At 68.7% G+C, this 25,971-nt stretch carries 26 protein-coding genes; 15 read left to right on the top strand and 11 right to left on the bottom strand.

Translation table 11 applies throughout. The features are described 5' to 3' along the window. Positions 1 to 100: 100 nt before the first annotated feature. The 3 genes from IB227_RS07255 to IB227_RS07265 all read right to left on the bottom strand — a co-directional run bounded on the left by IB227_RS07255 (position 101) and on the right by IB227_RS07265 (position 3,603). Complete coding sequence (locus IB227_RS07255; RefSeq protein ID WP_225591745.1) at positions 101 to 2,164, bottom strand: bifunctional diguanylate cyclase/phosphodiesterase; 2,064 nt, start codon at positions 2,162 to 2,164, stop codon at positions 101 to 103. Between the two features lie 120 nt (positions 2,165 to 2,284). Beyond that, the gene (locus IB227_RS07260) at positions 2,285 to 2,644 is read right to left on the bottom strand and encodes a hypothetical protein (protein WP_192286812.1); all 360 of its coding nucleotides are present in this window, start codon (positions 2,642 to 2,644) and stop codon (positions 2,285 to 2,287) included. Further along, positions 2,641 to 3,603 (bottom strand): hypothetical protein, encoded by a 963-nt coding sequence (locus tag IB227_RS07265; RefSeq protein WP_192286813.1) that lies wholly within the window; start codon positions 3,601 to 3,603, stop codon positions 2,641 to 2,643. Before IB227_RS07265 ends, IB227_RS07260 begins: the two co-directional genes overlap by 4 nt. A gap of 144 nt (positions 3,604 to 3,747) precedes the next feature. On the opposite strand from IB227_RS07265, the gene prmA reads away from it, so the two are divergent. The 7 genes from prmA (at position 3,748) to purD (ending at position 10,134) form a co-directional block, all read left to right on the top strand. Further along, the gene (prmA, locus tag IB227_RS07270) at positions 3,748 to 4,662 is read left to right on the top strand and encodes a 50S ribosomal protein L11 methyltransferase (RefSeq protein WP_192286814.1); all 915 of its coding nucleotides are present in this window, start codon (positions 3,748 to 3,750) and stop codon (positions 4,660 to 4,662) included. Between the two features lie 29 nt (positions 4,663 to 4,691). Continuing rightward, a complete protein-coding gene (locus tag IB227_RS07275; RefSeq protein ID WP_192286815.1) occupies positions 4,692 to 5,444 on the top strand; it encodes a DUF3426 domain-containing protein in 753 nt (250 codons plus the stop codon). Between the two features lie 102 nt (positions 5,445 to 5,546). Continuing rightward, positions 5,547 to 5,819 (top strand): DNA-binding transcriptional regulator Fis, encoded by a 273-nt coding sequence (gene fis / locus IB227_RS07280; protein WP_132863360.1) that lies wholly within the window; start codon positions 5,547 to 5,549, stop codon positions 5,817 to 5,819. A 175-nt stretch (positions 5,820 to 5,994) separates the two neighbouring features. Then, a complete protein-coding gene (purH, locus tag IB227_RS07285) occupies positions 5,995 to 7,578 on the top strand; it encodes a bifunctional phosphoribosylaminoimidazolecarboxamide formyltransferase/IMP cyclohydrolase (RefSeq protein WP_192286816.1) in 1,584 nt (527 codons plus the stop codon). A 53-nt stretch (positions 7,579 to 7,631) separates the two neighbouring features. Further along, the gene (locus IB227_RS07290; protein WP_192286817.1) at positions 7,632 to 8,417 is read left to right on the top strand and encodes a hypothetical protein; all 786 of its coding nucleotides are present in this window, start codon (positions 7,632 to 7,634) and stop codon (positions 8,415 to 8,417) included. Beyond that, entirely contained in the window at positions 8,417 to 8,824 is a 408-nt protein-coding gene (locus IB227_RS07295; RefSeq protein ID WP_192286818.1) for a hypothetical protein, read from the top strand. Before IB227_RS07290 ends, IB227_RS07295 begins: the two co-directional genes overlap by 1 nt. 23 nt (positions 8,825 to 8,847) lie before the next feature. Next, positions 8,848 to 10,134, top strand: coding sequence for a phosphoribosylamine--glycine ligase (gene purD, locus IB227_RS07300; protein ID WP_192286819.1), 1,287 nt, complete (start codon positions 8,848 to 8,850; stop codon positions 10,132 to 10,134). A 360-nt stretch (positions 10,135 to 10,494) separates the two neighbouring features. On the opposite strand, the gene IB227_RS07305 is transcribed toward purD, so the two are convergent. Then, entirely contained in the window at positions 10,495 to 11,490 is a 996-nt protein-coding gene (locus IB227_RS07305) for an aldo/keto reductase (protein ID WP_192286820.1), read from the bottom strand. A 79-nt stretch (positions 11,491 to 11,569) separates the two neighbouring features. Between IB227_RS07305 and IB227_RS07310 the strand changes: the two genes are divergently transcribed. After that, positions 11,570 to 12,481, top strand: coding sequence for a LysR family transcriptional regulator (locus IB227_RS07310; RefSeq protein ID WP_192286821.1), 912 nt, complete (start codon positions 11,570 to 11,572; stop codon positions 12,479 to 12,481). Between the two features lie 20 nt (positions 12,482 to 12,501). On the opposite strand, the gene IB227_RS07315 is transcribed toward IB227_RS07310, so the two are convergent. Beyond that, positions 12,502 to 13,812, bottom strand: coding sequence for an amidohydrolase (locus tag IB227_RS07315; RefSeq protein ID WP_192286822.1), 1,311 nt, complete (start codon positions 13,810 to 13,812; stop codon positions 12,502 to 12,504). Between the two features lie 89 nt (positions 13,813 to 13,901). Between IB227_RS07315 and yccS the strand changes: the two genes are divergently transcribed. Then, positions 13,902 to 16,070, top strand: coding sequence for a YccS family putative transporter (yccS, locus tag IB227_RS07320; RefSeq protein ID WP_192286823.1), 2,169 nt, complete (start codon positions 13,902 to 13,904; stop codon positions 16,068 to 16,070). Positions 16,071 to 16,130: 60 nt separating this feature from the next. On the opposite strand, the gene IB227_RS07325 is transcribed toward yccS, so the two are convergent. Beyond that, positions 16,131 to 17,330, bottom strand: a complete 1,200-nt coding sequence (locus IB227_RS07325; protein ID WP_132863346.1) for an MFS transporter — start codon at positions 17,328 to 17,330, stop codon at positions 16,131 to 16,133. A gap of 98 nt (positions 17,331 to 17,428) precedes the next feature. Between IB227_RS07325 and IB227_RS07330 the strand changes: the two genes are divergently transcribed. From IB227_RS07330 to IB227_RS07350, 5 genes are all read left to right on the top strand, one after another. Beyond that, a complete protein-coding gene (locus tag IB227_RS07330; protein WP_132863345.1) occupies positions 17,429 to 18,301 on the top strand; it encodes a LysR family transcriptional regulator in 873 nt (290 codons plus the stop codon). Positions 18,302 to 18,342: 41 nt separating this feature from the next. Then, the gene (locus tag IB227_RS07335) at positions 18,343 to 20,265 is read left to right on the top strand and encodes an MFS transporter (protein WP_192286824.1); all 1,923 of its coding nucleotides are present in this window, start codon (positions 18,343 to 18,345) and stop codon (positions 20,263 to 20,265) included. Between the two features lie 92 nt (positions 20,266 to 20,357). After that, positions 20,358 to 20,693 carry a hypothetical protein gene (locus IB227_RS07340; RefSeq protein ID WP_132863342.1) on the top strand — a complete coding sequence of 112 codons (336 nt, stop codon included), beginning with the start codon at positions 20,358 to 20,360 and terminating at the stop codon, positions 20,691 to 20,693. Positions 20,694 to 20,715: 22 nt separating this feature from the next. After that, positions 20,716 to 20,997 (top strand): CD225/dispanin family protein, encoded by a 282-nt coding sequence (locus IB227_RS07345; protein WP_132863340.1) that lies wholly within the window; start codon positions 20,716 to 20,718, stop codon positions 20,995 to 20,997. A gap of 46 nt (positions 20,998 to 21,043) precedes the next feature. After that, the gene (locus IB227_RS07350) at positions 21,044 to 21,460 is read left to right on the top strand and encodes a DUF2752 domain-containing protein (RefSeq protein ID WP_132863338.1); all 417 of its coding nucleotides are present in this window, start codon (positions 21,044 to 21,046) and stop codon (positions 21,458 to 21,460) included. Between the two features lie 147 nt (positions 21,461 to 21,607). Here the strand turns inward: IB227_RS07350 and ampE are convergent, their stop codons facing one another. The 5 genes from ampE to IB227_RS07375 form a co-directional block, all read right to left on the bottom strand. Beyond that, complete coding sequence (gene ampE / locus IB227_RS07355) at positions 21,608 to 22,495, bottom strand: regulatory signaling modulator protein AmpE (RefSeq protein ID WP_192286825.1); 888 nt, start codon at positions 22,493 to 22,495, stop codon at positions 21,608 to 21,610. 66 nt (positions 22,496 to 22,561) lie between these two features. Continuing rightward, on the bottom strand, positions 22,562 to 23,470 hold the full coding sequence (gene nudC / locus IB227_RS07360; RefSeq protein WP_132863335.1) for an NAD(+) diphosphatase: 909 nt from the start codon (positions 23,468 to 23,470) through the stop codon (positions 22,562 to 22,564). Between the two features lie 71 nt (positions 23,471 to 23,541). Continuing rightward, on the bottom strand, positions 23,542 to 23,928 hold the full coding sequence (erpA, locus tag IB227_RS07365) for an iron-sulfur cluster insertion protein ErpA (RefSeq protein ID WP_132863333.1): 387 nt from the start codon (positions 23,926 to 23,928) through the stop codon (positions 23,542 to 23,544). A 32-nt stretch (positions 23,929 to 23,960) separates the two neighbouring features. Then, positions 23,961 to 24,395 carry a polymer-forming cytoskeletal protein gene (locus IB227_RS07370; protein ID WP_132863332.1) on the bottom strand — a complete coding sequence of 145 codons (435 nt, stop codon included), beginning with the start codon at positions 24,393 to 24,395 and terminating at the stop codon, positions 23,961 to 23,963. 2 nt (positions 24,396 to 24,397) lie between these two features. Then, on the bottom strand, positions 24,398 to 25,138 hold the full coding sequence (locus IB227_RS07375; RefSeq protein ID WP_132863330.1) for a DUF6776 family protein: 741 nt from the start codon (positions 25,136 to 25,138) through the stop codon (positions 24,398 to 24,400). A gap of 164 nt (positions 25,139 to 25,302) precedes the next feature. Between IB227_RS07375 and IB227_RS07380 the strand changes: the two genes are divergently transcribed. Beyond that, positions 25,303 to 25,941, top strand: coding sequence for a DUF4126 domain-containing protein (locus IB227_RS07380; protein WP_192286826.1), 639 nt, complete (start codon positions 25,303 to 25,305; stop codon positions 25,939 to 25,941). Positions 25,942 to 25,971 lie beyond the last annotated feature (30 nt).

Consider the following 25,971-nt stretch of genomic DNA (forward strand, 5'->3'; position numbering starts at 1 on the left):
TTTGCCTGGCGCCGCAGGCCGGGATTGCGCTGCGCTCCCTCCCCGCCCGCGGCGCGTCGCTCGCGACCACGCTCAGTGGATGACGGGCATCACCGACGGGTCATGCCGGCGCTGCCAACCCCATGAAGGCCGCAGCCGCCGTCGGCCGCCCCAGGAAGTAGCCCTGCAGCGAGTCGCAGCCCAGCGAACGCAGGAACTCGCGCTGCGCCGCGGTCTCCACGCCCTCGGCCACCACCTTGATGTTCAGCGCGCGCGCCAGTGCCACGATCGAGGACACGATCGCCGCATCCTCCTCGTTGCGCTCCAGGTCGCGCACGAAGGCACGGTCGATCTTCAACTCCGCCGCCGGCATGCGCTTGAGGTAGAGCAGGCTGGAATAACCGGTGCCGAAATCGTCGATGGCGATCTTCAACCCCATCGCGGTCAACTGGTTGAGCACGTCCAGGCTGGCCTCGACATCCTTCATCGCCGTGGTCTCGGTGACTTCCAGGGTCAGGCAGGTCGGGTCGATGCCATGCACCTGGATGATCCGTCGCACCGTCTCCACCAGTACCGGCGAATCGAACTGCAGCGGCGACAGGTTCACCGCCATCGTCCATTCCCGGTTGCCGGCGTCATGCCATTGCCGCAGCTGCCGGCACGCCTGGTCCAGCACCCAGTCGCCGATCGGCAGGATCAACCCGCTGCGCTCGGCGATGGGAATGAACATGTCCGGCGCCAGCATGCCCAGCTCCGGGTGCTGCCAACGCAGCAATGCCTCGGCGCCGATCACCCGTTGGCCACCGGCGTCGAACTTGGGCTGGTAGTGCAGCACCAGCTCGTCGTTCTCCGCCGCCTTGCGCAGGTCCTGCAGCAGGCGCAGCTGGCGATTGGCGTTGACCTGCATGGCCGGGGTGAAGAAGGTGTAGCCGTTCCGGCCCAACCGCTTGGTGTGGTACATGGCCACGTCGGCATGGGCCATCAGTTCGCGCTCGTTGCGCGCGTCGCTGGGGTACAACGCGATGCCGAGGCTGGCACTGACCTGCAGCTCCGCCGCGTCGATCAGGAACGGCTGCGCCGCCGCCGCGACGATGCGCTCGGCCACCAGCAGCGCGTCGTCCGGGCCTCCCACGCCCAGCGCCATCACGAACTCGTCGCCGCCCAGCCGCGCGAACGTGTCCTGCGGCCCGAGCAGCGCGCCGATGCGGCGTGCCACCGCCACCAGCAGGCGATCACCGAGATGGTGGCCATAGGCATCGTTGACCGTCTTGAAGCCGTCCAGGTCACAGAAGATCACCGCGACCATGCGTCCTTCCTGCTGGGCGCGCTTGATCGCCTGGCCCATGCGGTCCTGCAGCAGCATGCGGTTGGGCAGCTGGGTCAACGGGTCATGCAGCGCCGCCTGCACCAGCTTCTGGTTGGCGTCGGCCAGCGAGTCGGCCAGCACGCCGGTGCGCTCGCGCATGCGACGGTCGAACAACGAGGCCACCGTGGCGATGCCCAGCGTGGCCACCGTGGTGACGATCACCAGCACCGCCAGCCAGCGCGTGTCGATGCCGCCGGCGCTCACCGCGCCACAGATGCTGCCCTCCGGGAAGCGCGCGGCGGCCATGCCGGTGTAGTGCATGCCGACGATGGCAACCCCCATCAGCAGCGACGCCATCGCGCGCATGTACAGCGTATTGCGGCGCTCGTTGCGCAGCCGGAAGGCGATCCACAATGCCGCGCCCGCCGCGCCGATGGCGACCATGATCGAGGCGAGGAACCAGCCGGGGTGGTAGTCGATGCCCGGCTGCATGCGCAGCGCGCTCATGCCCAGGTAGTGCATGGCCGCGATCGCCAGCCCCATCAGCACCGCGCCGGCCAGCAGCCGCAGGCCCTGCAGGCTGGGGCGCGACACCAGCCACAGTGCATAGGCCGACGCGCCCACCGATACCGCCAGCGACCACAGCGTCAGCGCCAGGTCGTAGCCCAGCGGGATCGGCAGGTCGAAGGCCAACATTCCGATGAAATGCATCGACCAGATGCCCAACCCCATCGCCACCGCGCCGCCCAGCAACCACCAGCGCGCGACCCTGCCCTGCGCCGTGGCCAGCCGCCCGGCCATGTCCAACGCGGTGTACGACGCCAGCACGGCGACCACTATCGAAAAGCCGACCAGGGTGTGGTCGTAACGGGCAATCATCATCACGGGTCTTTCAACACACTCATTCGCACGCCCCGATATCGGCCGCGCGCGGGAATACTTGCGGGCAAACAAAAGGGCGGGAAACCCGCCCTTCCGCGTTGCCTGCCTCGCGCCCGCTTACCGGGCGTCGATCGCGCTGCCGGTGACCGGCTCGGTCCCCAGTGGCGAGGACGGATCCATCACGGTCACCGTCTCCACCGAGCCGTCCGGCCACACGATCTGGAAGCTGCTGCCCGGCTGCAGCGTGGAGAACGGCGCGCCACTCTGCGCGCGGTAGATGGCCGCGGCCTGGCTGGCACCGGCGCGGCGGGTGTCGATGTCCGATTTCACGGTGGTGAGCTTGACCTTGCTCATCGCACGGTAACGGTCCTCGTAGGTATCGATCAGCACCACTCCCACCGCACCGGCGGAGTAGGCAACGAACAACACCACCCAGACCCAGAACTTGGCTCCATGGACGAACTGACGATAATTCATCGCTTACCTCCCCGCGCACCGCGCAGGCTGTCTACCAGCTGGTTCATTCTTCCCTCGCTCTGCCGTGGCACGGCGGCGTCATACACGAACGATTCGAAATCCTGGCCTGGATCCTTGGAGCAGATCCCGCCGTTGGCGCAATAGCTTGTCATCAACATGCTGTTCGGCCCGCAGGCCAACCCCAACCGGCAGGCCGCAACCTGCCAGGCCAGCTGGGAAAACTGGTCGCCCGCCACCATCCCGCGGTAGGCATCATCGCCGGCGGCTGTGACACCCATTGCAGAGGACACCGCCAGGAAGGCTTCCGGATCCTGCGAGTTCAGCACGCGCTCGACCAGGCCACGGCGGTAGTCCGCATCACGCTTGAGCGGCTCCCCCATCGCCAGCAGCGCGGCTTCGGCGGCCAGGTTGCCGGCCGCTGCGGCCTGCTGGCGCTCCTGCAGGATCACGCCACGGCCGATCGCATCGGCGGCGGTGAAGCCCACGCAGCCCACGCTGACGCGCTCACGCGCGGCGTTCAGGCCGGGCACGTCGCTCAGGCCCATGCTGGCCAGCGTGCTGCTGTCCAGCGCATACCCGCGCGGGTCCATCGCATAGACACCGCAGTAATCATGAATGCGGCTGACCATCCATGCCGCTTCCGCATCGCCGGCATCGGCGGCGGCACGCAGCTCGCGGGCAAATGCGTACAGGTCGCGCCCGCGCTCGAACACCGCACGCAGGTCCACCGGCAGGCCGGGGCCGATCGCGGTGGATGCGGCCACTTCCGGCTGCGCCGGGCCGCTGCTGAAGCCGTTGGCGGTGCTCATCTCCGCACCGGCACCGACGGCCGCCAATTCAGCGTTGCCACCGCCGCCGGCATGCAGCCCGATGCCACCGCGATAGCCGAGCACGCCCAGCAGCACTGCAACGGGCAGCGCCAGCAGGTACCAGGGCTTTTTGGCAAGCAGGGAGAACATCCGGAGGCAGGGACAGGACGGCCGAGTGCAGGGCGCAAGTGTAGCAATGGACTGGCGTGTGGATGTCAACAGCCCCGGCCGCGCGCAATCCGGGCCCGCCTCGTCTAGGATGCGTGCCCTGTCCTGCCGCTACCGTCCCCCGCCATGCCCTTCCTCGAACTCACCCTGCGCTGCACCGAAACCACCCAGCCCCGTTACGAGAATGCACTCGACGACGTGGGTGCGCTGGCGGTGACCATGCTCGACGCCGATGCCGACACCAGCAACGAGCGCGCGATCCTGGAGCCGGGCGTGGGCGAGACCCCGCTGTGGAACGACCTGGTGCTGACCGCGCTGTTCCCGGCCGATACCAACGGCCTGGCTCTGCTGGCCGCGCTGGAGGCATTCGACCCGGGCCTGGACTGGAGCAGCGCCAGCTTCCGCGCGGTCGAGGACGAGGACTGGGAACGCGCCTGGCTGGACCAGTTCCAGCCGATGTCGTTCGGCCAGCGCACCTGGATCGTGCCGTGGAACCATGACCTGCCGGAAGCGGCACAGGCCGCCGACGCCGCCGTGGTGCGACTGGACCCGGGCCTGGCCTTCGGCTCCGGCACCCATCCGACCACCGCCCTGTGCCTGCGCTGGCTCGACCAGCTCTCGGCCGAAGGCGAACTGGAAGGCCGCACCGTGCTCGACTTCGGCTGTGGCTCCGGCATCCTGGCCCTGGCCGCGCTCAAGCTCGGCGCGGGTGCGGCGGTGGGCGTGGACAACGACCCGCAGGCGCTGATCGCCACCGCCGACAACGGCGAGCGCAACGGCGTGCATATCGCCGCCTACCTGCCCGAGGACGAACCGGTCGCCACCTATCCGGTGGTGGTGGCCAACATCCTGGCCTCGGCGCTGGACGCCCTGGCCGAACTGCTGGCCGCGCGCGTGGCCACCGGCGGGCGGATCGCCCTGTCCGGCATCCTGCATGGCCAGGAGGGCGAACTGCTGGAACGCTATGCGGCCTGGTTCGACCAGCTTGAGGCGGTGCAGGACGGCGACTGGATACGCATCACCGGCGTGCGCCGTGCTTGAATGGGCGCATTGCCCCGTCACCGCCTGACATGAGCGACAAACCCACGCCATCGCAACCGTCACTGGCCACCTTCCTGCAGGGCCAGGCACCGGCCACGGCACCGCTCCCGGCGGAGCCCGTTGCGCCCGTCGCATCGGATCAGGAGGCCGCGCAGGCGCTGCACGAGGGCGGCGACATCACCGTTGCCGATGACCTGATTCCATCGCAACAGGCCAACAGCGACACGCTGGACGAGGAACCGGCCCCGCCGGCCCCTGCGGTGACGGCTCCCAGCTTCATGCGTACCGAGCGTCAGGCAGGCGCACCGCCGCGTGCGACGCCGCGCTGGCAATGGGGCGTGGTCGCCGCGCTGGGGCTGTTGCTGCTGGTGCAGGTGCTGGTCGCCGACCGCGCCCGGCTTGCCGCCGATGCCGGCACCCGGCCCCTGGTCAGCGCCCTGTGCACGGTGCTGCGCTGCACCCTGCCGGCATGGCATGAGCCCAGTGCCTACAGCATGCTCAGCCGCGAGATCCGCCCGGTGCCGGGCCAGCCGGGCGTCCTGCAGGTGCAGGCCAGTTTCCGCAATGAAGCGCGTTGGGAGCAGGCATGGCCAGCGCTGCGGCTGTCGCTGTCCGACGCCGATGGCCGGGTGATCGGCCGGCGCACGCTGCAACCGTCGGAGTACCTGGGCCCGGCTGCCGATGCGCAGGGCCGGTTGGCGCCCGGACAAAGCGCGCAGGTGTCCTTCCGGCTGCGCGAACCGGCCGCCGCGACGGTCGCCTTCAGCTTCGAATTCCAGTAACTGGAGGAACAACGGCGTGGCGGGCTGCCGGCCCACGCGCTAGACTCCTCCCCCCACGCCGGGCCAAGCGCGCCCGACTCCGTCGAATTTGCGGGAACTCCCTTGAACGCTGCCCCCACACGTCCTGACATCAGTCGTGGCGCTGCAAAGCCGCCGCTTCGTGAACACGTCGCCCAGTCCGTCCGCCGCTACCTGCGCGATCTGGACGGCTGTGACGCCGATGACGTGTACGAAATCGTCCTGCGCGAGATGGAAATCCCGTTGTTCGTGGAAGTTCTCAACCATTGCGAAGGCAACCAGAGCCGCGCCGCCGCGCTGCTGGGCATCCACCGCGCCACCCTGCGCAAGAAGCTCAAGGAATACGGGCTGGCCTGAGCCGCCCCGCCCGGTCGCGCGCAGCCACGCTGCGCTGAAGCGTTCACCGGGTACTTCCGCCGGGCATGGCTCGGCGCCACCTGCCCCTTGTCGGCAGATGCAACCTCCCAGCCACAGGTCACGGATGTGACGGCCCGGCTACAATACCGGCCCGCTTCCGCTGCCCCCTGTCCCCATGTCTGCTGATCTGCTGCCCGTCCGCCGGGCCCTGCTGTCCGTTTCCGACAAGACCGGTCTGGTCGAACTGGCCCGCGCCCTGGCCGCCCGCAACGTCGAGCTGCTCTCCACCGGCGGTACCGCCAAGGCGATCCGCGACGCCGGCCTGCCGGTCACCGACGTCTCCGATGTCACCGGCTTCCCGGAAATGATGGACGGGCGAGTCAAGACCCTGCACCCGCTGGTGCATGGTGGCCTGCTCGGCCGCGCAGGCACCGACGATGCGGTGATGGCCGAACACGGCATCGCGCCGATCGACCTGCTGGTGCTGAACCTGTATCCGTTCGAGTCGGTCACCGCCAAGGCCGACTGCACCCTGGCCGACGCGGTGGAGAACATCGACATCGGCGGCCCCGCCATGCTGCGCAGCGCCGCGAAGAATTTCGCCCGCGTCGCCGTGGCCACCAGCCCGGACCAGTACGACGCGCTGCTGGGCGAATTGAATGCCAACGACGGCAAGCTGTCGGCCGCCAAGCGATTCGAGCTGTCGGTGGCCGCGTTCAACCGCGTCGCCCAGTACGACGCGGCGATCAGCAACTACCTGTCCGCGGTCAGCGACACCGCCGCCGCGGTGCCGGTGCGTGAGGAATACCCAGCGCAGATGAACTCCACCTTCGTGAAGGTGATGGACCTGCGCTACGGCGAGAACCCGCACCAGAGCGGCGTGTTCTACCGCGACCTGTGGCCGGTACCGGGCACGCTGGCCACCTTCGTGCAGCTGCAGGGCAAGGAACTGAGCTACAACAACCTGGCCGACGCCGATGCCGCATGGGAATGCGTGCGCCAGTTCGACGTGCCGGCCTGCGTCATCGTCAAGCACGCCAACCCGTGCGGCGTGGCCGTGGCCGCCGATGTCGGCGCCGCGTATGAGATGGCCTACAACACCGACCCGACCAGCGCCTTCGGCGGCATCCTGGCCTTCAACCGCACGCTGGATGCGGCCACCGCCAAGGCCATCCTCGACCGCCAGTTCGTCGAAGTGCTGATCGCCCCGGACTACGAGCCGGCCGCGCTGGAGTACGCCACCAAGAAGGCCAACGTGCGCGTGCTGCGCATCCCGGCCGGCGACGCGCGCAACAACTACGACACCAAGCGCATTGGTTCGGGCCTGCTGATCCAGAGCGCCGACAACCGCGGCATGACCACCGATGAGCTGAAGACGGTGACCCAGCGCGCACCGACCACCGCCGAGCTGCGCGACCTGCTGTTCGCCTGGCGCGTGGCCAAGTACGTCAAGTCCAACGCGATCGTCTACGCCAAGGACGAGCGCACCATCGGCGTGGGCGCCGGCCAGATGAGCCGCGTGTACTCCGCGCGCATCGCCGGCATCAAGGCCGCCGATGCCGGGCTGGTGGTGCCGGGCTCGGTGATGGCTTCCGATGCGTTCTTCCCGTTCCGCGACGGCCTGGACGCGGCCGCCGAAGCCGGCATCACCGCGGTGATCCAGCCGGGCGGTTCGATGCGCGATGCCGAAGTGATCGCCGCGGCCGACGAACATGGCATCGCCATGGTGTTCACCGGCGTTCGCCACTTCCGTCACTGAGTACCGCGACGATGGCGACGGGGGTGTTTCTACGATCGGTTTCCCTGGGCGCCGTGCTCCTGCTGGCCGCCTGCCAGCAGGACAAGCCCGCCCCCGCCCAAGCGGAGGCGAAGGTGCCGGTGCTGCGCCACGACGACGCCGTGCTGGCACTGCTGCAGGAACGCTACGGCGCGCCTGCACAGCTGAAGGGACCCTGGGCGCAGCAGCTGACGGATCCGGACATGGATCACGTCCGCCCGATCCACCGCGACGTCTGCGCCGACCAGGCCGCGGTCATCGGCGGCAAGCGGTACCGCATGCTTGCGGTCTGCACCCACTACGATGACGCCACTTCCATCGAACTGGGCACCACCGATTTCATCGTGCTGCACGAAGCGGCCGACGGCCGCATGTCGTTGGCCGCCGAGCTGCCCGGACGTGCCAGTGGTGCCGGCGGGCAACCGGGCACGGTCAGCACGCTGCAGGTTGGCGCCGGTGCCTGGGCGTACCAGATCGACGACGAACTGGTCGCGGTCGGCTCGGTGATGCGCAATCGGGCCTGGCTGGTGTTCGACGGCGGCGACAAGGTGGCCGACGCCGGCTGGCTGCGCACCCACCTGGACGACCACAACGCCATCGAGTGCAACGACGCCGGGCACTGCTCGCACGGGCGCCTGGACCTCAACCTCGAGGTCCGCCTCGACGACAGCCAGCCCGGCCTTGCGTACTGGCCGTTGCAGGTACAGGAAAAGGGCAACGGCTGCCGCGGCCGTGTCAGCAAGACCCACGTCATCACCTACGAGCCTGCGCAGTCGCGCTACCCGATGCCTGCCGAACTGCAACTGGAGGGCTGCAACTGATGCACTCGATCCTTCGCGTTTTCCTGCTGGGAGGCGTCACGCTGCTCGCCGGCTGCGGCGACAGTGCCCTGCGTGCGGCACAACAACAGGTGGTGGCGCAGATGCAGGAGCAGCTGCCCGCGCCCTACCGCGAAGGGCTGGTGATCGACTCGATGCACCGCCACGGCGATGACCTGGTGCAGGTGATCCGCTTCCCCGATGCCACCGTGGCGATGGCCAAGGCCAAGCCGGATGTGTTCGCGTCCCTGCGCAGGGATGAAGCCGAGTTCATCGTGCAACTCTGCCAGGACACCATCCTGCAGCCGATCTATGCCAATGGTGGTGGCGTACGCCGACGCTTCATCGATGCCAACGGCGCGGTGTTCTTCGAAGTCACGCTGGCCTCGTCGCAATGCGTCTCCCATTGAAAGCCCCACAGGAACCGACCCCCATGAAAATCCTCGTCATCGGCTCTGGTGGCCGTGAACACGCCCTGGCCTGGAAGCTGGCGCAGTCCGCGCGCGTGAGCGAAGTGATCGTCGCCCCGGGCAATGCCGGCACCGCCACCGAAGGCAAGTGCCGCAACGTCGCGGTCAAGGTTACCGACATCGCCGGGCTGCTGAAGCTGGCCCAGGACGAGGCCGTGGGCCTTACCGTGGTCGGCCCGGAAGTACCGCTGGTGGCCGGCGTGGTCGACACCTTTCGTGCCGCCGGCCTGCGCATCTTCGGGCCGACCGCCGCCGCCGCACAGCTGGAGGGCAGCAAGGCGTTCGCCAAGGATTTCCTGGCCCGCCATGGCATTCCCACCGCGTACTACGCCGTGCACACCGAGGTTGATGCCGCGCTGGCCTACCTGCACGAGAAGGGTGCGCCCATCGTCATCAAGGCCGACGGCCTGGCCGCCGGCAAGGGCGTGATCGTGGCGATGACGCTGGACGAAGCCGAAGCCGCGGTGCGCGACATGCTCAGCGGCAATGCCTTCGGCGATGCCGGCGCGCGCGTGGTGATCGAGGAGTTCCTGGAGGGCGAGGAAGCCAGCTTCATCTCGATGGTCGATGGCCGCGTCGCGCTGCCGATGGCCACCAGCCAGGACCACAAGCGCGTGGGTGATGGCGACACCGGCCCGAACACCGGCGGCATGGGCGCGTACTCGCCGGCCCCGGTGGTGACGCCGGACGTGCACGCGCGGGTGATGCGTGAAGTGGTGGAGCCGACCGTGGCCGGCATGATCGCCGACGGCGTGCCGTTCACCGGCTTCCTCTACGCGGGCCTGATGATCGATGCCAGCGGTGCACCGAAGGTGATCGAGTTCAACGTGCGCTTCGGCGACCCGGAAACCCAGCCGGTGATGCTGCGCCTGCAGTCGGACCTGGTCGACCTGGTCGAAGCCGCCATCGACGGCGCGCTGGCCGGCGTGGACGCACAATGGGATCCGCGCCCATCGCTGGGCGTGGTGATGGCGGCAAATCCGTACCCGGAAACGCCGATCACCGGCGACGTCATCAGCGGCCTGGCGGACGTGCCGGGCAGCGCCAAGGTATTCCATGCCGGTACCGCGCTGGATGCCGACGGCAACGTGGTCAGCGCCGGTGGCCGCGTGCTGTGCGTGGCGACGCTGGGCGACAGCGTGTCCGATGCGCAGCAGCATGCCTATGCAGGCGTTGCGAAGATCCACTGGGCCAACGAGTTCCATCGCAACGACATCGGCTGGCGCGCGATCGCACGCGAGCAGCAGTAAGGCATCGGTGTGACGGAAGACGAAAAGGGCGGCCTTGAGGCCGCCCTTTTTTGTTGCATCCATTTATTGACGAATTGAAGCACGTCACTTTGGGGCGAGAAGCACACAGCGCAGCGCTGCCCTCATCCGCCCTTTCGGGCACCTTCTCCCGCAGGCGGGAGAAGGGAGGGTCCCGATCATCCTTGCTTCTTCCGCATTGCAGGGCAGTTCATGCCCGGCAGGACGAACGCGCGGAAGCGAAGCGCAGGCAGGCGTGCCGGAGCCGGTGATTCTTCCCTTCTCCCGCCAGCGGGAGAAGGTGCCCGAAGGGCGGATGAGGGCGGCCTTTGCTTCTGCCCCTGCCTCCCAGCCCTCACTCCCTCAGCGATGCACGCTGCCGATGCTCGCCGCCGGGTAACGCGCACCGGCGGCCACGTCCACCGGGAACACCGCGTCGATGCGGGCCAGCTCGTCGGCATCCAGCACCACGTCGAGCGCACCCAGGTTTTCCTCCAGGTAGGCCAGGCGCTTGGTACCCGGGATCGGCACCAGGTCATCGCCCTGGGCCAACACCCAGGCCAATGCCAGCTGCCCCGGGCTGATGCCCTTGGCGGCGGCAATCGCGTTGACCTGCTCCACCAACGCGAGGTTGCGGGCGAAGTTCTCTCCCTGGAAGCGCGGCGAATTGCGCCGGTAGTCACCGTCCTCGAAATCCTCCGGGCTGCGGATCGCACCGGTCAGGAAGCCACGCCCCAGCGGCGAGTACGGCACGAAACCAATGCCCAGCTCGCGCACCGTATGCAACACGCCGTTGTGCTCGGGCTCGCGCGACCACAGCGAGTACTCGGTCTGCAGTGCGGTGATCGGGTGCACCGCATGCGCGCGGCGGATTGTTTCCGGTGCCGCCTCGGACAGGCCCAGGTAGCGCACCTTGCCCTGCTCGACCAGCCGCGCCATCGCCCCGACGGTATCCTCGATCGGCACATTCGGGTCCACGCGGTGCTGGTAGTACAGGTCGATGTGGTCCACGCCCAGCCGCTGCAGGCTGGCCTCGCACGCGGCCTGCACGTACTCCGGGCGGCCATCCACGCCACGCGCCTGCGGGTCATAGGCATCCAGGCGCACGCCGAACTTGGTGGCCAGGAACACCTGCGCGCGGCGATCGGCGATCGCACGCCCGACCAGCACCTCGTTGGTATGCGGGCCGTACATGTCGGCGGTGTCGAGCAGGGTGACGCCACGCTCCAGCGCGCGATGGATCACCTGGATCGCCGCCGCGTCATCGCCACGGCCGCCATAGAACGCACTCATGCCCATGCAGCCAAGGCCAAGGGCGGAAACAACCGGGCCGTCACGGCCCAATACGCGGGTCTGCATCGTCGACTCCAGGGATCAGGGGGATGGCCACTGTAGGCCGCGCCCGGCAGGCGATAAACCCGCATAATCGGGACTGACCATGAAGCCAGACCACACAATCGACCCTGCCCTGCTGCCCGCGTTGGTCGCCTTCGCCTGCGTGGCCCGGCTGGCCAGCTTCCGCCAGGCGGCGGCGGAACTGGGCGTGTCACCCTCGGCGCTGTCGCAGACCATCCGCAGCCTGGAGCGCCGCCTGGGCACCCGTCTGCTGCAGCGGACCACGCGTACCGTCGGGCTGACCGAGCCCGGCCAGCGTCTTCTGCAGGAAACGGTGCCGGCACTGGCGCGCATCGGTGGGGCGCTGCAGGCGGTGGAGGAGCGCCGTGACGTTCCCGGCGGCCAATTGCGCATCACCACCCCGCGCTTCCCGGCCGAGCACCTGCTGCTGCCGTTCCTGCCCGGCTTCCACGCCCGCTACCCGCAGGTGCAGGTCGAGCTGTCGGTGCAGCCGGCCATGGTCGATGTCGTGGCCGAAGGCTTCGATGCCGGCATCCGCCTGGGTGAATCGCTGGCCGCCGGGATGATCGCCGTGCCGCTGGGGCCACCGCTGCAACTGGTGGTGGTGGGCGCACCGTCCTACCTGCGACGGCATGGCGTCCCGGACCGCCCGGAAGCACTGGTCGAGCATGCCTGCATCCGCCACCGCAGCAGCGATGGCCGCATCATGGCCTGGGAGTTCAGCCGCGACGGCCGCGATTTCCATGTCGAAGTCGACGGTCCGCTGCTGCTCAACGACAGCCACCTGGCGCTGCAGGCCACGCGCAGCGGCCTGGGCCTGCAGCAGGTGTTCGCGCATACCGTGCGCGCCGACATCGCCGCCGGCCATCTGCAAGCGGTGCTCCAAGCCTGGCAACCGCCTTTCGCCGGCTTCCACCTCTACTACCCGTCGCGCGACCAGCTCGCCCCCAAGCTGCGGGTGTTCATCGACTTCATGCGCGCGGCGAACCGGTAGCGCCGCGGCGTGCCGGCGCGCTAGCGGGTTGCGCCGGCCTCCAGGTAATCCGTGGTCACCTGCAACATCGCCGCCATGCCGTTGGCCAAGGCTGCTTCGTCCAACAGGAAACGCGGCGAATGATTGGCCGGTGCCTGTGCCGGATCGATCCCGGCACCGGTCGAACCCACCAGGAAATAGAACCCCGGCACGCGGCTGGCGAACTGCGAGAAATCCTCGGCGATGGTCTGCAAAGGCATCTCCACCACCTGCCCGGCACCGGCCACCTTTTCCAACGACGGCCGCACCCGCTGCGACAACACCGGGTCATTGATCGTCGCCGGTGCGTTGTTGACCACGGTCAATGCCGCGGTGGCGCCGGCGGCATGCGCGTAATCGGTGGCGATGCGCTCGAAGCGCGCGATCACGTCCTCGCGCACCTGCGCATCGAAGGTGCGCAGCGTGCCCACCAGCGTGGCCTGTTCGGGAATGATGTTGAAGCGCACGCCACTGTTGAACTGGCCGGCGGTCAGCACCACCGGGGTCTGCGCGATGTTGACCTGGCGCGCGATCATGCTCTGCGTGCCCAGCAGCACCTGCGCGCCCACCGTGATCGGGTCCACCCCATCCCACGGCCGCGAGCCGTGCGTCTGCCTGCCGGTGACGGTCAGCGACCACTCATCGGCCGAGGCCAGCAACGGCCCCGACCTGAAGCCGATCTGCCCGACCTGCAGGCCGGCCCACACATGCAGGCCGAACGCGGCTTCCGGGGTGAAGTCCCGCAGCAGGCCTTCGTCGAGCATCAGCTTGGCGCCGAACGGCGCACCGGGCACGGCCGGGCCCTCCTCGGCCGGCTGGAACACGAACATCACCTCACCCGGCAGGCTGTCGCGGCGTGCGGCCAGTGCCTGTGCCACGCCCAGCAGGATCGCCACGTGCGCATCGTGGCCGCAGGCATGCATCACCCCCACCGACTGGCCGCGATAGGTCGCCGTCACCTGCGAGGCGAACGGCAGGCCGGTTTCCTCACGTACCGGCAGCGCATCCATGTCGGCGCGGATCAGGATCTTCGGTCCCGGTCGGCCGCCCTTGAGCACCGCGGCCACGCCGGTGCCGGCAATGCCGGTGCGCGGCTGCAGCCCCAGCGCGCGCAGGTGCCTGGCCACGATGTCGGCGGTGCGCCGCTCCTGCCCGCCCAGCTCCGGATGCTGGTGCAGGTCACGTCGCCATGCCTGCAGCTGCGGCGTGGCGGCCTGCACCGCCTGACTGACCTCGGCGGCCGGCTGTGCCCGCACCCACGCCGGCACCGTCATCAGCACGGCCACAAGCATGCCCACGCGACGCTGTCTCATCCCATTCTCCTTTCAATGCCAACCCGGTGATGGTAATCGTGTCGATGCCGCACGCTTCCTCCACCGCAATGGCCTTGCCTTCTGTCGATATGCCCCGCCTCGAACGCCAGCTCGGCCAGCTCTGGGCCCACGAAAAAGCCAGCTATGGCTTGCGCGTGTTCATCGCCCTGGCCACCGTGCTCGCCTATGGCTGGTACGACGACCAGATCGCCGCCATCCCCGGCCTGTTCCTGGGCATCATCGCCAGCGCCATCGCCGAGACCGACGACAACGGGTGGGGCCGCACCAAATCGGTCCTGCTCTCGCTGCTGTGCTTCGGCGCGGCCGCCGCGTCGGTGGTGTACCTGTTCCCGCACCCGCTGCCGTTCATCGGCGCGCTGGCACTGGCCGCCTTCGGCCTGACCCTGCTCGGCGCGCTGGGTGAACGCTATGCCTCGATCGGCCAGGCCACGGTGACGCTGGCCATCTACACCATGCTGGCGATGGACCAGCTCAAGGCCCCGGACATGGCCTGGCGCGAGGTGGCACACCTGTTGATCGGCGCTGCGTGGTACGGCGCGCTGTCGATCCTGTGGACGGCGATGTTCGCCAACCGCCCGGTACGTGAGCGGCTGGCACGGCTGTTCTTCGAGCTGGGCCGTTTCCTGCAGCTCAAGGCCGATCTGTTCGAGCCGGTGCGGCACAGCAACCTGGAAGCGCGGCGATTGGCGCTGGCCGAGCAGAACGTGCGCGTGGTCGAGGCGCTGAACACCGCCAAGACCGCCATCCTCAGCCGCTTCGGCCGCTCCGGCCGGCCCGGCGTGCAGTCGGGCCTGTACTTCCGCCTGTACTACATGGCACAGGACTTCCACGAGCGCGCCAGCTCCTCGCACTACCCCTACGAGGCGCTGGCCGAGACCTTCTTCCACAGCGACGTGCTGTACCGCTGCCGGCGCCTGCTGTCGCTGCAGGGCAAGGCCTGCCAGGCGCTGGGCCAGGCCATCCGCCTGCGCCAGCCGTTCGACTATGGCGAGCAGGCACGCCAGGCCGGCCAGGACCTGCAAGAATCCCTGCGGTACCTGCGCGAGCAGCAGCGCCCGCACTGGGCGCGCCTGCTCGGCTCGCTGCAGTTGCTGGCACACAACCTGGCCAGCATCGAGCGGCAGTTGTCCGAAGCCTCGCTGGCCGACACCCCGCTGGAAGGCGTGGACACGCGCCTGCGCGATTCCTCGCCGCACACCTTGCGCGAAATGGCCACGCGCCTGCGCCAGGCACTCACCCCCGGCTCGCTGCTGTTCCGCCACGGCCTGCGCATCGCCCTGGCGTTGATCGCCGGCTATGCGGTGCTGAAGCTGGTGCACCCGGAGAACGGCTACTGGATCCTGCTGACCATCGTGTTCGTGTGCCGGCCGCATTTCGGTGCCACCCGGCGGCGCCTGTTCGAACGTATTGGCGGCACCCTCGCCGGCCTTGGCGTCACCTGGGCGGTGCTGCAGTTGTTCCCCGGCACCGAGCTGCAGCTGCTGCTGGCATTGGCCGCGGCACTGCTGTTCTTCTTCACCCGCACCGACCGCTACCTGGTCGCCACCGCCGCGATCACGGTGATGGCGCTGGTCTGCTTCAACCTGCTCGGCAATGGATTCGTGCTGATCTGGCCACGCCTGTTCGACACCCTGATCGGCTGCGCGATCGCCGCGCTGGCCTCGCTGCTGATCCTGCCCGACTGGCAGGGCCGGCGCCTGCACCGGGTGATGGCGCAGGTGCTGGCCACCAGCAATGCCTACCTGGAGCAGGTGCTGGGCCAGTACCGCAGTGGCATGCGCGACGACCTGCCCTACCGCATTGCCCGCCGCGACATGCACAACGCCGACGTCGCGCTGTCGGTGGCACTGTCCAACATGTTGCGCGAGCCCGGCTATGCACGCGGCAACCTAGATGGCGGCTTCCGCTTCCTCGCCCTGTCCAACACCCTGCTCAGCTACCTGTCCGCGCTGGGCGCACACCGCGCGCAATCGGCCAGCGTCGATGCCGACCCGATCATCAATGCCGGCCACCGTCAGCTGCAGCAGTCGCTGGCACAACTGGCCGACGCGCTGGGCCGGCGCGAGGCGGCCTCGCCGCAGGAGGAGGAAATCGCCCTGGCCGATGCGCTGGAACAGGTGCCCGATGACATCGACGACAAGGCACGCCTGGTCCGCACCCAACTGGCGTTGATGCTGCGCCTGCTGCCGCGGCTGCGCGGCACCGCCGCCGAAGCCATCCAACCCCGCCAGCGGTAGCGCCGGGCCAAGCTCCGCTGCCCGTCATCACGTACCACACCGCCCGGGCGTGGCCCGGCGCTACCGGGCCGTTGCGCCCGCGCCCGCCCTGGCCGGCAGGAAGAACACGCCTACGCCCACCAGCGCCAGCACCATGCCGACCATGCACACCCCCATCCAGCCGTGCGACGTCCAGGCCGCGGTGCCCAGCGCCGAGCCGGTGGCACCGCCGATGAAGTAGCAGGTCATGTAGGCCGAGGTGATGCGGCTGCGCGCGTTTTCATCCAACTGGTAGATCACGCTCTGGTTGTTGATGTGCACCGCCTGCACGGCGACATCCAGCAGCAGTACGCCCACCACCAGCGCCGCCAGCGAGACCGGCGCCAGCAACAGCACGCCCCACGAGGCCAGCATCATCACCAGGCCTCCGCCGGCCACCCAGCGCCCGTAGCCACGATCACTCAGACGACCGGCGCGGCTGGCCGCCAGGGCACCGGCGGCCCCGACCAGGCCGAACAGGCCGATGGTGGCGATCGAATAGCCATAGGCCGGCCCGGACAGCAGGAACGCCAACGGCGTCCAGAACACGCTGAACCCGGCAAACAGCAACGCACCGAGCAGCGAGCGCTGGCGCAGCACCGGCTCGTCGCGCAGCAGGGCCAGCACCGAGCCGATCAGGCGCGGATAGGACAGCTGCGTGCTGGGCCGATGCGCCGGCAGCAACAGGGCCAGCGCCAACGCCGACAGCAGCAGCGCCACGCAGGCCACCCAATAGATCGTGTGCCACGAACCGATCCCGGCCAGCACGCCGGAGGCCGTGCGGGCCAGCAGGATGCCCAGCAGCAGCCCGGCCATGATCGTGCCGACCACGCGACCGCGGTGCTCCGGGGCGGTCAGCGTCGCCGCGTGCGGCACGATCACCTGCGCGGCCACCGCGCACAACCCGCTCAGGCCGGTGCCCACCAGCAGCTGGCCCAGGTGCCCGGCGCTGCCGCTGATCGCCAGCCCTACCGCGGCCAGCACGAACAGGCCGACGATCAATCGCCGCCGTTCGACGCGGTCACCCAGCGGCACGATCAACAACAGGCCGGTGGCATAGGCCAGCTGCGCGGTGGTCACCACCCAGCCGGCCTGGCTGGCGCTGACCTTGAAATCACCGGCCAGCAGTTGCAGCAGTGGCTGGGCGTAGTAGTTGCTGGCCACGATCAGGCCGGTCGCGATGGCCAGCAGCAGTACCCGCGATTGCGGCAGGGTCGGGGCGGAAGTGGGGGAGGAGGACATGGCTGCGGTCGCCGGGGGAAAGTGCACGCAGTCTGGCCCCCACCCTTGAATGACACAAATGTATTGTTTTCATTCAATCCATCTGTTTCAGTGATGGCATGTTCACCCTGCGCCAGCTGGAATTCGCCGTGGCCGTGGCCGAGGAAGGCAGCTTCACCGCGGCTGCCAGCCGCTGCCACACCGTGCAATCGGGGCTGAGCCACCAGATCGCCCGGCTGGAGGAGGCCCTCGGTGCACGCCTGTTCGAACGCGGCCCACGCCGGGTGCGGCTGACCAGCGCCGGCGAGGTGTTCGTGCGCAATGCCCGGCTCACCCTGCAGGCGGCCGCCCGCCTGCAGGAGGAAATGGCACTGGCGCTGGGCAGCGTGCGCGGCCGCATCAACATCGGCCAGATCACCTCGCTGCACGTGGTCGACGTCCCGGCGCTGCTGGCTACCTTCCGCGCCGCCCATCCCGCGGTGGACGTGCACCTGCGGGTGGGCATGAGCGAGGCGCTGCTGGCCGACCTGGCCGAAGGCCTGCTCGACGTGGCCCTGGTCGGGGTCGGCCCGCAGGTACCGCTGCCGCCGCAACACCGCCTGCTGCACGAGGAGGGGCTGTCGATGGTGCTGCCGCCCGGGCATCCGCTGGCGGCGTTGGAGCGCATCCCGCTGCAGGCGCTCGACGGCCAGCCCTACGCCACGCTGGTGCCCGGCGCCGGCGTGCGCCGCCTGGTCGATGACGCCCTGCTTGGCCGCGACATCCACCCGCAGCTGCAGTACGAAGTCACCCACGGCGAGTTGCAGCGGCAGCTGGTCGCGGCGGGGCTGGCGGTCTCGGTGACGCCAGCCAGCATGGCCGAAAACATGCACGGCGTGATCGCCCGGCCGCTGGACGAACCCTTCCAGTTCCGTACCTGCGCGGTCTGGCGGGCCGATCCCACCCCGGCCGCGCGCGCCCTGTTGGCGCTGCTGCCCTCGCCCAAGGGCTGACCCGGCTCTGCTAATGTGCCGCGCAGCACCGAGGAGACACGATGTCCGGCCACAACCAGTTCGCCCTGCTCAAGCAACGGCGCTTCCTCCCGTTCTTCATCGTCCAGGCGCTGGGCGCCTTCAACGACAACATCTACCGGCAGGCGATCATCGGCCTGCTGTTCTTCCTCGGCGTCAGCACCGAAGAACGCACGCTCTACACCAACCTGGCCCCGGCGCTGTTCATCCTGCCGTACTTCCTGTTCTCGGCGCTGGCCGGGCAGGTCGCCGAGCGCATGGAGAAGCAGAAGCTCATCGTGGTCACCACCACGATGGAAATCGTGATCATGGCGCTGGCCGCGGTCGGCTTCCTGACCCAGAGCATGCCGGTCCTGCTGGCCGCGCTGTTCTGTACCGGCCTGCAGTCCACGCTGTTCGGGCCGGTGAAGTACTCGGTGCTGCCCTCCATCCTCAAGCCGGAGGAGTTGACCGGTGGCAACGGCCTGGTCGAGATGGGCACCTCCATTTCCATCCTCACCGGCATGATCGCCGGCGGCCTGATCTTCTCGCTGGCCGGCAGTCACGGGCCGGTCGTCGCGGCGGTGGCGATCATCGCGCTGGCCCTGGCCGGCAACACCGCCGCGCGCATGATCCCGCGGCTGGACGCCGGTGCGCCGGAGTTGAAGATCAACTGGAACCCGTGGACCGAATCGCTGGCGGTGCTGCGCCTGGCCAGGAAGCAGAAGGCGGTGCGCAACGCCATCCTCGGCGTGTCCTGGTTCTGGTTCTTCGGCACCGTGCTGACCGCCCAGTTGCCCACCTATGCCGTGGTCAACCTCGGCGGTGGCGACACCCTGTACATCTTCGCCCTGGCGCTGTTCTCGCTGGGCACCGGCGTCGGCTCGCTGCTGTGCGAGAAGCTGTCCGGGCGCATCGTCGAGATCGGCCTGGTACCGCTGGGCGCGTTCGGCATGAGCGTGTTCCTGCTCGACCTGTACTTCGCCCGCACCGGCGCGGTGACCGCGGCCGGGCTGGACGTGGCCGGCTTCCTGCAGCAGCCCGGCAGCGCGCGCATCGTCATCGACCTGCTCGGCATCGGCCTGTTCACCGGCTTCTTCGTGGTGCCGCTGTTCGCGCTGATCCAGAGCCGCACGCCCCGGTCGGAGATGTCGCGCGTGTTCGCCGCGCTCAACATCCAGAACTCCGGCTTCATCGTCGCCGCCGCCGTGCTTGGACTGCTGCTGCAGCTCAAGCAGCTGACCCTGTTCGGCTACACGCTGCCGCTGCCCGGCCTAACCATCCCGCAACTGCTGCTGGTACTGGCCATCGCCAACGTGGTGGTGGCGGTCTACATCTTCAGCATCGTCCCCGAGTTCCTGATGCGCTTCCTCAGCTGGCTGATGGTGCGCACGCTGTACAAGCTGCGCGTCAGGGGCGTGGAGGACAACGTGCCGGACGAGGGTGCCGCGCTGATCGTCTGCAATCATGTCAGCTACATGGATGCATTGATCCTGTCGGCGACGATCCCGCGCCCGGTGCGCTTCGTCATGTACTACAAGATCTTCAACATCCCGGTGATGCGCTGGATCTTCCGTACCGCCAAGGCCATCCCGATCGCCAGCCCCAAGGAAGACGCCGCGCTGATGCAGCGTGCCTTCGACGAAGTCGATGCCGCGCTAGCCGAAGGCGAGCTGGTCTGCATCTTCCCCGAGGGCGCATTGACCCGCGATGGCGAGATCGCCGCCTTCAGGTCGGGCGTGGAGAAGATCCTGGCGCGCCGCCCGGTTCCGGTCGTGCCGATGGCCCTGAAGGGCATGTGGGCCAGCATGTGGAGCCGCCGCGATACCCGCCTGGGCCGGATGCGCGTGCCGCGCCGCTTCCGCGCGCACGTGGAGGTGGTCGCCGCCGCTCCCGTGAATGGGCAGGACACCGACGCCGCACGGCTGGAAACGCTCGTGCGGACGTTAAGAGGTGGTGAAGCGTAAGAGATCACGCTTTCCAGAAGTAGGACAACTGGATACCCTACCGCCCAAGCGTGCTGCAAGGGGATCGCGGCATGCCTCGCGAAAGGGGATTCATGGACCAGAACACCACCTCGACATTGCCAGTACCGCCACCGGCACCACCTGCCGCTCCGCAGCAGGTGCATCACTATTACCACCCGCACAAGTCCGGTGGCGTGGCTGCGTTGCTGGAAGTGGTGCCCGGCCTGTTCCAGGTGTTCGGCATCGGCCACCTGTATGCGGGCAACGTCGTCACCGGGCTGATCGTCATGTTCGGTTACTGGGCGCTGGCCTTCGTCAATTTCCTGCTGCTGTTCGTGTTCATCGGATGGATCACCTGGCCGCTGTGCTGGGTGGCCACCATGGTCATTTCGCCGATCATTGCCGCAAATTCCTGCAAGTCACGCTGATTTTTTCTACAAGGAGCTTTACGTGAATACCAGCAGTCCTGCCGTTTCCAACAACCTCGTCTGGGCGATCCTGTCCACCCTGTTCTGCTGCCTGCCGCTGGGCATCGTGTCGATCATCCATGCCGCCAAGGTCAACGGCCTGCTGGCTGCCGGCGATATCGCCGGTGCACGTGATGCCTCGGAAAAGGCCAAGAAGTGGGCCATCTACGCTGCCATCGCCGGCATCGTCGTGACCATCCTGTACTTCGTGCTGTTCACCATGCTGGGCCTGGGCGGCGCGATGAGCGGCGCTTCGAGCTACTGATGCACCTGGCCGGCCGGTTGCCCGCAACCGGCCGGTCCTGATCGACATGAAATTCCCGCAGCACCTGCTCCGTTACGCGCCCCTGGCCGCGATTGCCAGCATCAGCGCCGGTGCCGCGGTGATCCTGCGCCGGGTGGACCCGAACGTCCCCGGCAATCCGCTCCCCGGCTGCCCGTTCTACGCCCTCACCGGCATCTGGTGCCCGGGCTGTGGCAGCACCCGCTGCCTGCACGCACTGGTCCACCTGGACCTTCCGCAGGCCATGGCGATGAACCCCCTGCTGGTGCTCTCGATCATCCCGGTACTGGTGATGGCCCTGCATGGCGCCGGCCTGTGGCCCGCGCGATGGCTGCCGCTGGTGCGGCTGTTCGCCCGGCCGATACCGTGGCTGGTGCTGGTGCTCGGCTACTGGGTCGCCCGCAACCTGCCCTGGTACCCCTTCAACCTGCTCGCCCCCGGCTGACCCGGTTGCCCCCGCAGGAACGGCCTCGGCCGCGAAGCAGAAACTGCGTGCCGGTCCCGGCAGTACGTGTGATCACCTGCACGATGTCCCGCGTTCCGTGCCACTGAGGGTGCCTGGGCTTCGCGGCCGAGGCCGCTCCTGCGGGGGTCAGCCCACCCAGCCGGCAATCACCAACAGGGCCAGCAGCGCCATCCACAACAGCAGCATGCGCCAGACCAGGCTCATCGCATCGCGCAGCTCCGGGTAACGCTCGTCCGGGGCCATCTGCCCCGACAGGCGGGCTTCTTCGGCTTCATCCACCAGCTCGGCACCAACGCCGGCACGCGCCGCCTTGCCCACGAACGCCGACGACAGCGCCCAGCGGTTGCCGCCTGCCTGCCGCCACGCGGAAAACACCGTATCGAAGTTGCCGACCAGCGCCATCGCCAGGGTCATCAGCTGCGCCACCGGCCATTCCAGCACCGCCAGCAACCAGCCACCGCCTTCGCGGCTGGCCGGGCCCACCTGCGCGGACTGCGGCCCCTGCACCGACTGCGCCAGCAACCGGTACAGCACCACCGCGAACGGGCCCAGCAACAGGAACCAGAACAACGGCGCGAACCAGCGCCGCAGCGCATCGATGACGGTCGCCTCGACCAGCGACGGCGCGTCCTCGCGCAGGCTGCCGCCGGCGGCCTGCAGGTGGGATATCGCCAGATCGCGCGCGGGCGCGTCCTCGGCATCGATCACCGCCTCGACATCGCGGTCCAGGTCACGCGGGCCCCAGCACACCGCCAGCACCAGCACGCCGAACAGCAACGCCGGCAGCCCGTACAGGCGCTCGTCCAGCGCCCATTGCAGCAGCGCCACCAGCCCCACGCACGGCAGGATCGGCAGGGCCAACCAGTAGCGCCCGGCGCCCTCCTGGCCGGATTGCCCCTGCAGCCAGTGCATCCAGCGGCCGAACCAGCGCCAATCGCGCACGGTCGCCATCATGGCCGGGGCCAGATGGCCCACCACCAGCGCTGCGATCACTGCTACCAGGGTCGTGAACATGTGATTCCTCCGCTGGCGATTGTAGGCCCTGCCATCACATGGCGTACGCCCGGGATCGCCACCGGATCAGCCTCCCTGCCGCTCGTACCAGTGCTGGACCAGGCTGCGCGCGATCGAGATGCGTGGCGGCAGCAGGATGCCCTGCCCGTCGTCGTTGGCCTCGCGCTGCAGCGCCGCACCGACCTCTTCGACGCTGAACCAGCGCGCGTCCTCCAGCTCGCCGTTGACACGTGGCGTGTCGTCCTCGGCGGTGGCCATGAAACCGACCATCAACGCCCCCGGGAACGGCCACGGCTGGGTTCCCAGGTAACGCGAGGCAAGCACCCGCACCTGCGATTCCTCGAACACCTCGCGGGCCACCGTCTGCTCGAAACTCTCGCCGGGCTCGACGAAGCCGGCCAGCACCGAATAGCGGCGCGGCGCCCAGCTGGACTGCCGCCCCAGCAACAGGCGGCCCTGGTTTTCCACCGCGACGATGATCGCCGGATCCACGCGCGGGTAATGCTCGGTGCCGCACTGGTCGCAATGGCCGATGAAGCCGGCGCGGCCAAAGCGGATCGCCGCGCCACAGACGCCACAGAACCGGTTGCGCGAATGCCAGTACGACATCCCGCGCGCGTAACAGAAGATATCGGCCAGTTCCGGCGGCCAGGTGGCCGCGGCAAGCCGCAAGTCGATGCGCCCCGGCGCCTGCAGGGTCAGCCCGGTCGCCTCGGCGGCGAACCACGGGTGGCCATTGCCATCACGGCCCAGGAAGGTCGCCGCACCCGGCCCGCCGCCCAGTGCGTGGCCCTCGGCGATGAAGGGTTGCCCTTCGCCATCGGCGAATGCGGTGCCATCGGCATCCAGTACCAGCACCTTGGCCTGCGGCCACAGCCGCGCCAGCGCTTCGGCATCACCGCGCAGTGCATCGGCACGGTCCAGTGGCACGCCGGCAAAGGCGTATCCGGAAAATGTACGGTCAGGAGTCGACATCGCCCAGAGCCTGCCGCCAAAGCGCGCCCACCGCAAGCACGGCGATGCCACGCATGGCGTGGATCAGCGGATCAGACCGAGAAGCTGCTGCCGCAGCCGCAGGTGGTGCGGGCGTTCGGGTTGCGGATCACGAACTGCGCGCCGGTCAGGCTCTCGGTGTAGTCCACCTCGGCGCCCATCAGGTACTGCAGGCTCAACGGGTCGACCAGCAGGGTCACGCCTTCGGTGACCACCGCCAGATCGTCCTCGGCACGGTTCTCGTCGAACTCGAACCCGTACTGGAAGCCCGAGCAGCCACCGCCCTGGATGTAGACGCGCAGGGCCAGGGCGGCATTGCCCTCGTCCTGGATCAACTCGCGCACCTTCGATGCCGCCGAAGCCGTGAAGTTCAGCGGGCGGTCCAGGGACTGGTAATCAGGCGCCGGCTGGACGCCGGGCAGGGACACTAACGTACTCATGCTGCCCAGCATGGGGGCCGGGCAGCGGGCTTTCAAGCCTCGGAGGCTTCAGTTTTCTTCGCCTTGCCGGCCGGCTTGTCCTCCGGCGGCGGCAGCGCGGCCATGGCGGCCGCATGCACCAGGCGGCCATTGAGCTGCGCGCCGGCGCTCATCTCCACCACCTGGTAATGCACGTTGCCGGTCACCCGGGCGCTGGGGGTCAGCTCGATCCGCTCGCTGGCGTGGACGTCACCGTCCAGGCGGCCGCTGAGCACCACCACGGTGGCCCGCACCTCGCCCTCGATATGGCCCTGCTCGGCCAGGGTCAGGGTGCCGTTGCCACCGTCCTCGACGATCACCTTGCCCAGGATGCGGCCTTCCACGTACAGGCCACCGCTGAATACGACGTCGCCCCTGATCTCCACCTGCGGCCCGATCAGGGCGTCCACGACCAGGTGGTTGTCGCGGCTGGACTTGCTTCCGAACATAATTACTCCCCTCTGCCGTTGCCGGCGAGTTTCCAATCAAATGTCTGTGTGGCGCCTCCCCCAGGCCCGGTGAGCGAGACTCGCACACGTTGCGGGGTGAAATCCCGGGGGAGCATCACGCTACCGTCCAGTTGCTGGAAGTAGCGGAACGAATAGTCCTTGCCGGGTGCACTTTTCTGCTGGTGCAGGTCGTCCCAGCTGACCGTGGTCAGCTTGCCGTCCTTCACGCCTTCGACCGAGAACCGCATCTGCCCCTGGCTGATCGCGCCACGGTTGAGGTTCTGGGTGAGCACGATGTTGTAGTGCCAACTGCCCGCGGCCTCTGGGGAAAACTCGATCGAATGGGTGTTCAACCCCTTGCGCTGGCTGGTCGAACCCACCAGCCGCTCGTAGAACGCCACGTCGGCGCGCAGGCCGGCGATTTCCTCGTCGCGCTCGGCCAGTGAGGCCTGCACCTCGGTGTTGGCGGCGCGGCTGATCTTGTCCGAGGCCTCCAGCGTGGCCTGGCGCTGCTGCAGTTCCTCGACCTTGTCCCGCTGCACCTTCACCTGGCTCTCGGCCTGGCGCAGCTTCTCGCGCAGGCCTCCGGCATCGGGCGAGGCATAGCGCGCCGACAGCCAGCCCACCAGCAGCAGTGACAACAGCCAGGCACCGGCCAGCAGCGCGAGCGGCACCCAGCCCGGCCGCGCCGATGCGCCGCCACGGGGGGTGATCTGGAAACGGGAAGTGGGTCGAGGGCTCATGGCAGGCTCCGGCGCCCCGACAGGGCGGCCTTGCTCGGTCTGACTAACGACGGGCCAGTGTAAACGAGAGTCGATGGCCGACGCCTGTACCCGCGCATCTGGCAATCATCGCGGGCATATCCGATAGTTGGGACCCTGCTCACGGTTCGCACGCGGCCCCTCCCATGACCGAAGCCCACATATTCGTCATCGGCATCCTGCTGGCCTGGCTGGCCGGCATCCGTGTCTACCTGACCGTGTTCGGCGTCGGCCTGGCCGGGCTGCTGGGCTGGGTGGACCTGCCTCCGGCCCTGCAGGCCACCGAATCGTGGTGGGTGCTGGGCACCTCCGCCGCGCTGGCAGCGGCCGAGTTCTTCGCCGACAAGATCCCCGGCGTGGATTCGATCTGGGACCTGGTCCAGACCCTGGCCCGCGTGCCAGCCGGGGCGTTCCTGGCCGCCGCCACGCTGTCGCCGGACGGCCAGCTCGGCACCGGCGCCCTCGTTGCCGGCGCCGGCGTCGCGCTGGCCAGCCACGGGCTCAAGTCCGGCACCCGCGCCCTGCTCAACACCTCGCCCGAACCGGCCAGCAACTGGGTCGCCTCCGTCGCCGAGGACACCGTGGTCGTCGGCGGCCTGGCGCTGGCGTTGGCGCATCCGTGGCTGGCACTGTGCTTCGTGCTGGGCGCCAGCATCCTCGGCGCGCTGGTGGTCTGGCTGGTTTGGCGCATGCTGTGGCGCGGCCTCAAGCGCCTGTTCGCGACCCCGGCGGCGACGCCTCCCCTTTCCGGCAGTGGCGAACGGTCGCTGCCACCTTCTTCCTGAACGCATAATCGCCCGGCCCACCGGGAGCAG

Origin of the sequence: Stenotrophomonas sp. STM01 (assembly GCF_014852135.1) — a bacterium.
GTDB classification, from domain to species: domain Bacteria; phylum Pseudomonadota; class Gammaproteobacteria; order Xanthomonadales; family Xanthomonadaceae; genus Stenotrophomonas; species Stenotrophomonas capsici.

Bases quoted from the DNA above. Each gene is read 5' to 3' on its own strand.
- IB227_RS07255 (WP_225591745.1), bottom strand. From the start codon at position 2,164: ATGATTGCCCGTTACGACCACACCCTGGTCGGCTTTTCGATAGTGGTC.
- nudC (WP_132863335.1), bottom strand. From the start codon at position 23,470: ATGTCGACTCCTGACCGTACATTTTCCGGATACGCCTTTGCCGGCGTG.
- IB227_RS07340 (WP_132863342.1), top strand. From the start codon at position 20,358: ATGGACCAGAACACCACCTCGACATTGCCAGTACCGCCACCGGCACCA.
- IB227_RS07260 (WP_192286812.1), bottom strand. From the start codon at position 2,644: ATGAATTATCGTCAGTTCGTCCATGGAGCCAAGTTCTGGGTCTGGGTG.
- erpA (WP_132863333.1), bottom strand. From the start codon at position 23,928: ATGAGTACGTTAGTGTCCCTGCCCGGCGTCCAGCCGGCGCCTGATTAC.
- IB227_RS07325 (WP_132863346.1), bottom strand. From the start codon at position 17,330: ATGTCCTCCTCCCCCACTTCCGCCCCGACCCTGCCGCAATCGCGGGTA.
- IB227_RS07295 (WP_192286818.1), top strand. From the start codon at position 8,417: ATGCACTCGATCCTTCGCGTTTTCCTGCTGGGAGGCGTCACGCTGCTC.
- IB227_RS07310 (WP_192286821.1), top strand. From the start codon at position 11,570: ATGAAGCCAGACCACACAATCGACCCTGCCCTGCTGCCCGCGTTGGTC.
- IB227_RS07265 (WP_192286813.1), bottom strand. From the start codon at position 3,603: ATGTTCTCCCTGCTTGCCAAAAAGCCCTGGTACCTGCTGGCGCTGCCC.
- IB227_RS07275 (WP_192286815.1), top strand. From the start codon at position 4,692: ATGAGCGACAAACCCACGCCATCGCAACCGTCACTGGCCACCTTCCTG.
- IB227_RS07350 (WP_132863338.1), top strand. From the start codon at position 21,044: ATGAAATTCCCGCAGCACCTGCTCCGTTACGCGCCCCTGGCCGCGATT.
- prmA (WP_192286814.1), top strand. From the start codon at position 3,748: ATGCCCTTCCTCGAACTCACCCTGCGCTGCACCGAAACCACCCAGCCC.
- IB227_RS07305 (WP_192286820.1), bottom strand. From the start codon at position 11,490: ATGCAGACCCGCGTATTGGGCCGTGACGGCCCGGTTGTTTCCGCCCTT.
- IB227_RS07375 (WP_132863330.1), bottom strand. From the start codon at position 25,138: ATGAGCCCTCGACCCACTTCCCGTTTCCAGATCACCCCCCGTGGCGGC.
- ampE (WP_192286825.1), bottom strand. From the start codon at position 22,495: ATGTTCACGACCCTGGTAGCAGTGATCGCAGCGCTGGTGGTGGGCCAT.
- purD (WP_192286819.1), top strand. From the start codon at position 8,848: ATGAAAATCCTCGTCATCGGCTCTGGTGGCCGTGAACACGCCCTGGCC.
- IB227_RS07315 (WP_192286822.1), bottom strand. From the start codon at position 13,812: ATGAGACAGCGTCGCGTGGGCATGCTTGTGGCCGTGCTGATGACGGTG.
- IB227_RS07330 (WP_132863345.1), top strand. From the start codon at position 17,429: ATGTTCACCCTGCGCCAGCTGGAATTCGCCGTGGCCGTGGCCGAGGAA.
- IB227_RS07335 (WP_192286824.1), top strand. From the start codon at position 18,343: ATGTCCGGCCACAACCAGTTCGCCCTGCTCAAGCAACGGCGCTTCCTC.
- IB227_RS07370 (WP_132863332.1), bottom strand. From the start codon at position 24,395: ATGTTCGGAAGCAAGTCCAGCCGCGACAACCACCTGGTCGTGGACGCC.
- yccS (WP_192286823.1), top strand. From the start codon at position 13,902: ATGCCCCGCCTCGAACGCCAGCTCGGCCAGCTCTGGGCCCACGAAAAA.
- IB227_RS07380 (WP_192286826.1), top strand. From the start codon at position 25,303: ATGACCGAAGCCCACATATTCGTCATCGGCATCCTGCTGGCCTGGCTG.
- purH (WP_192286816.1), top strand. From the start codon at position 5,995: ATGTCTGCTGATCTGCTGCCCGTCCGCCGGGCCCTGCTGTCCGTTTCC.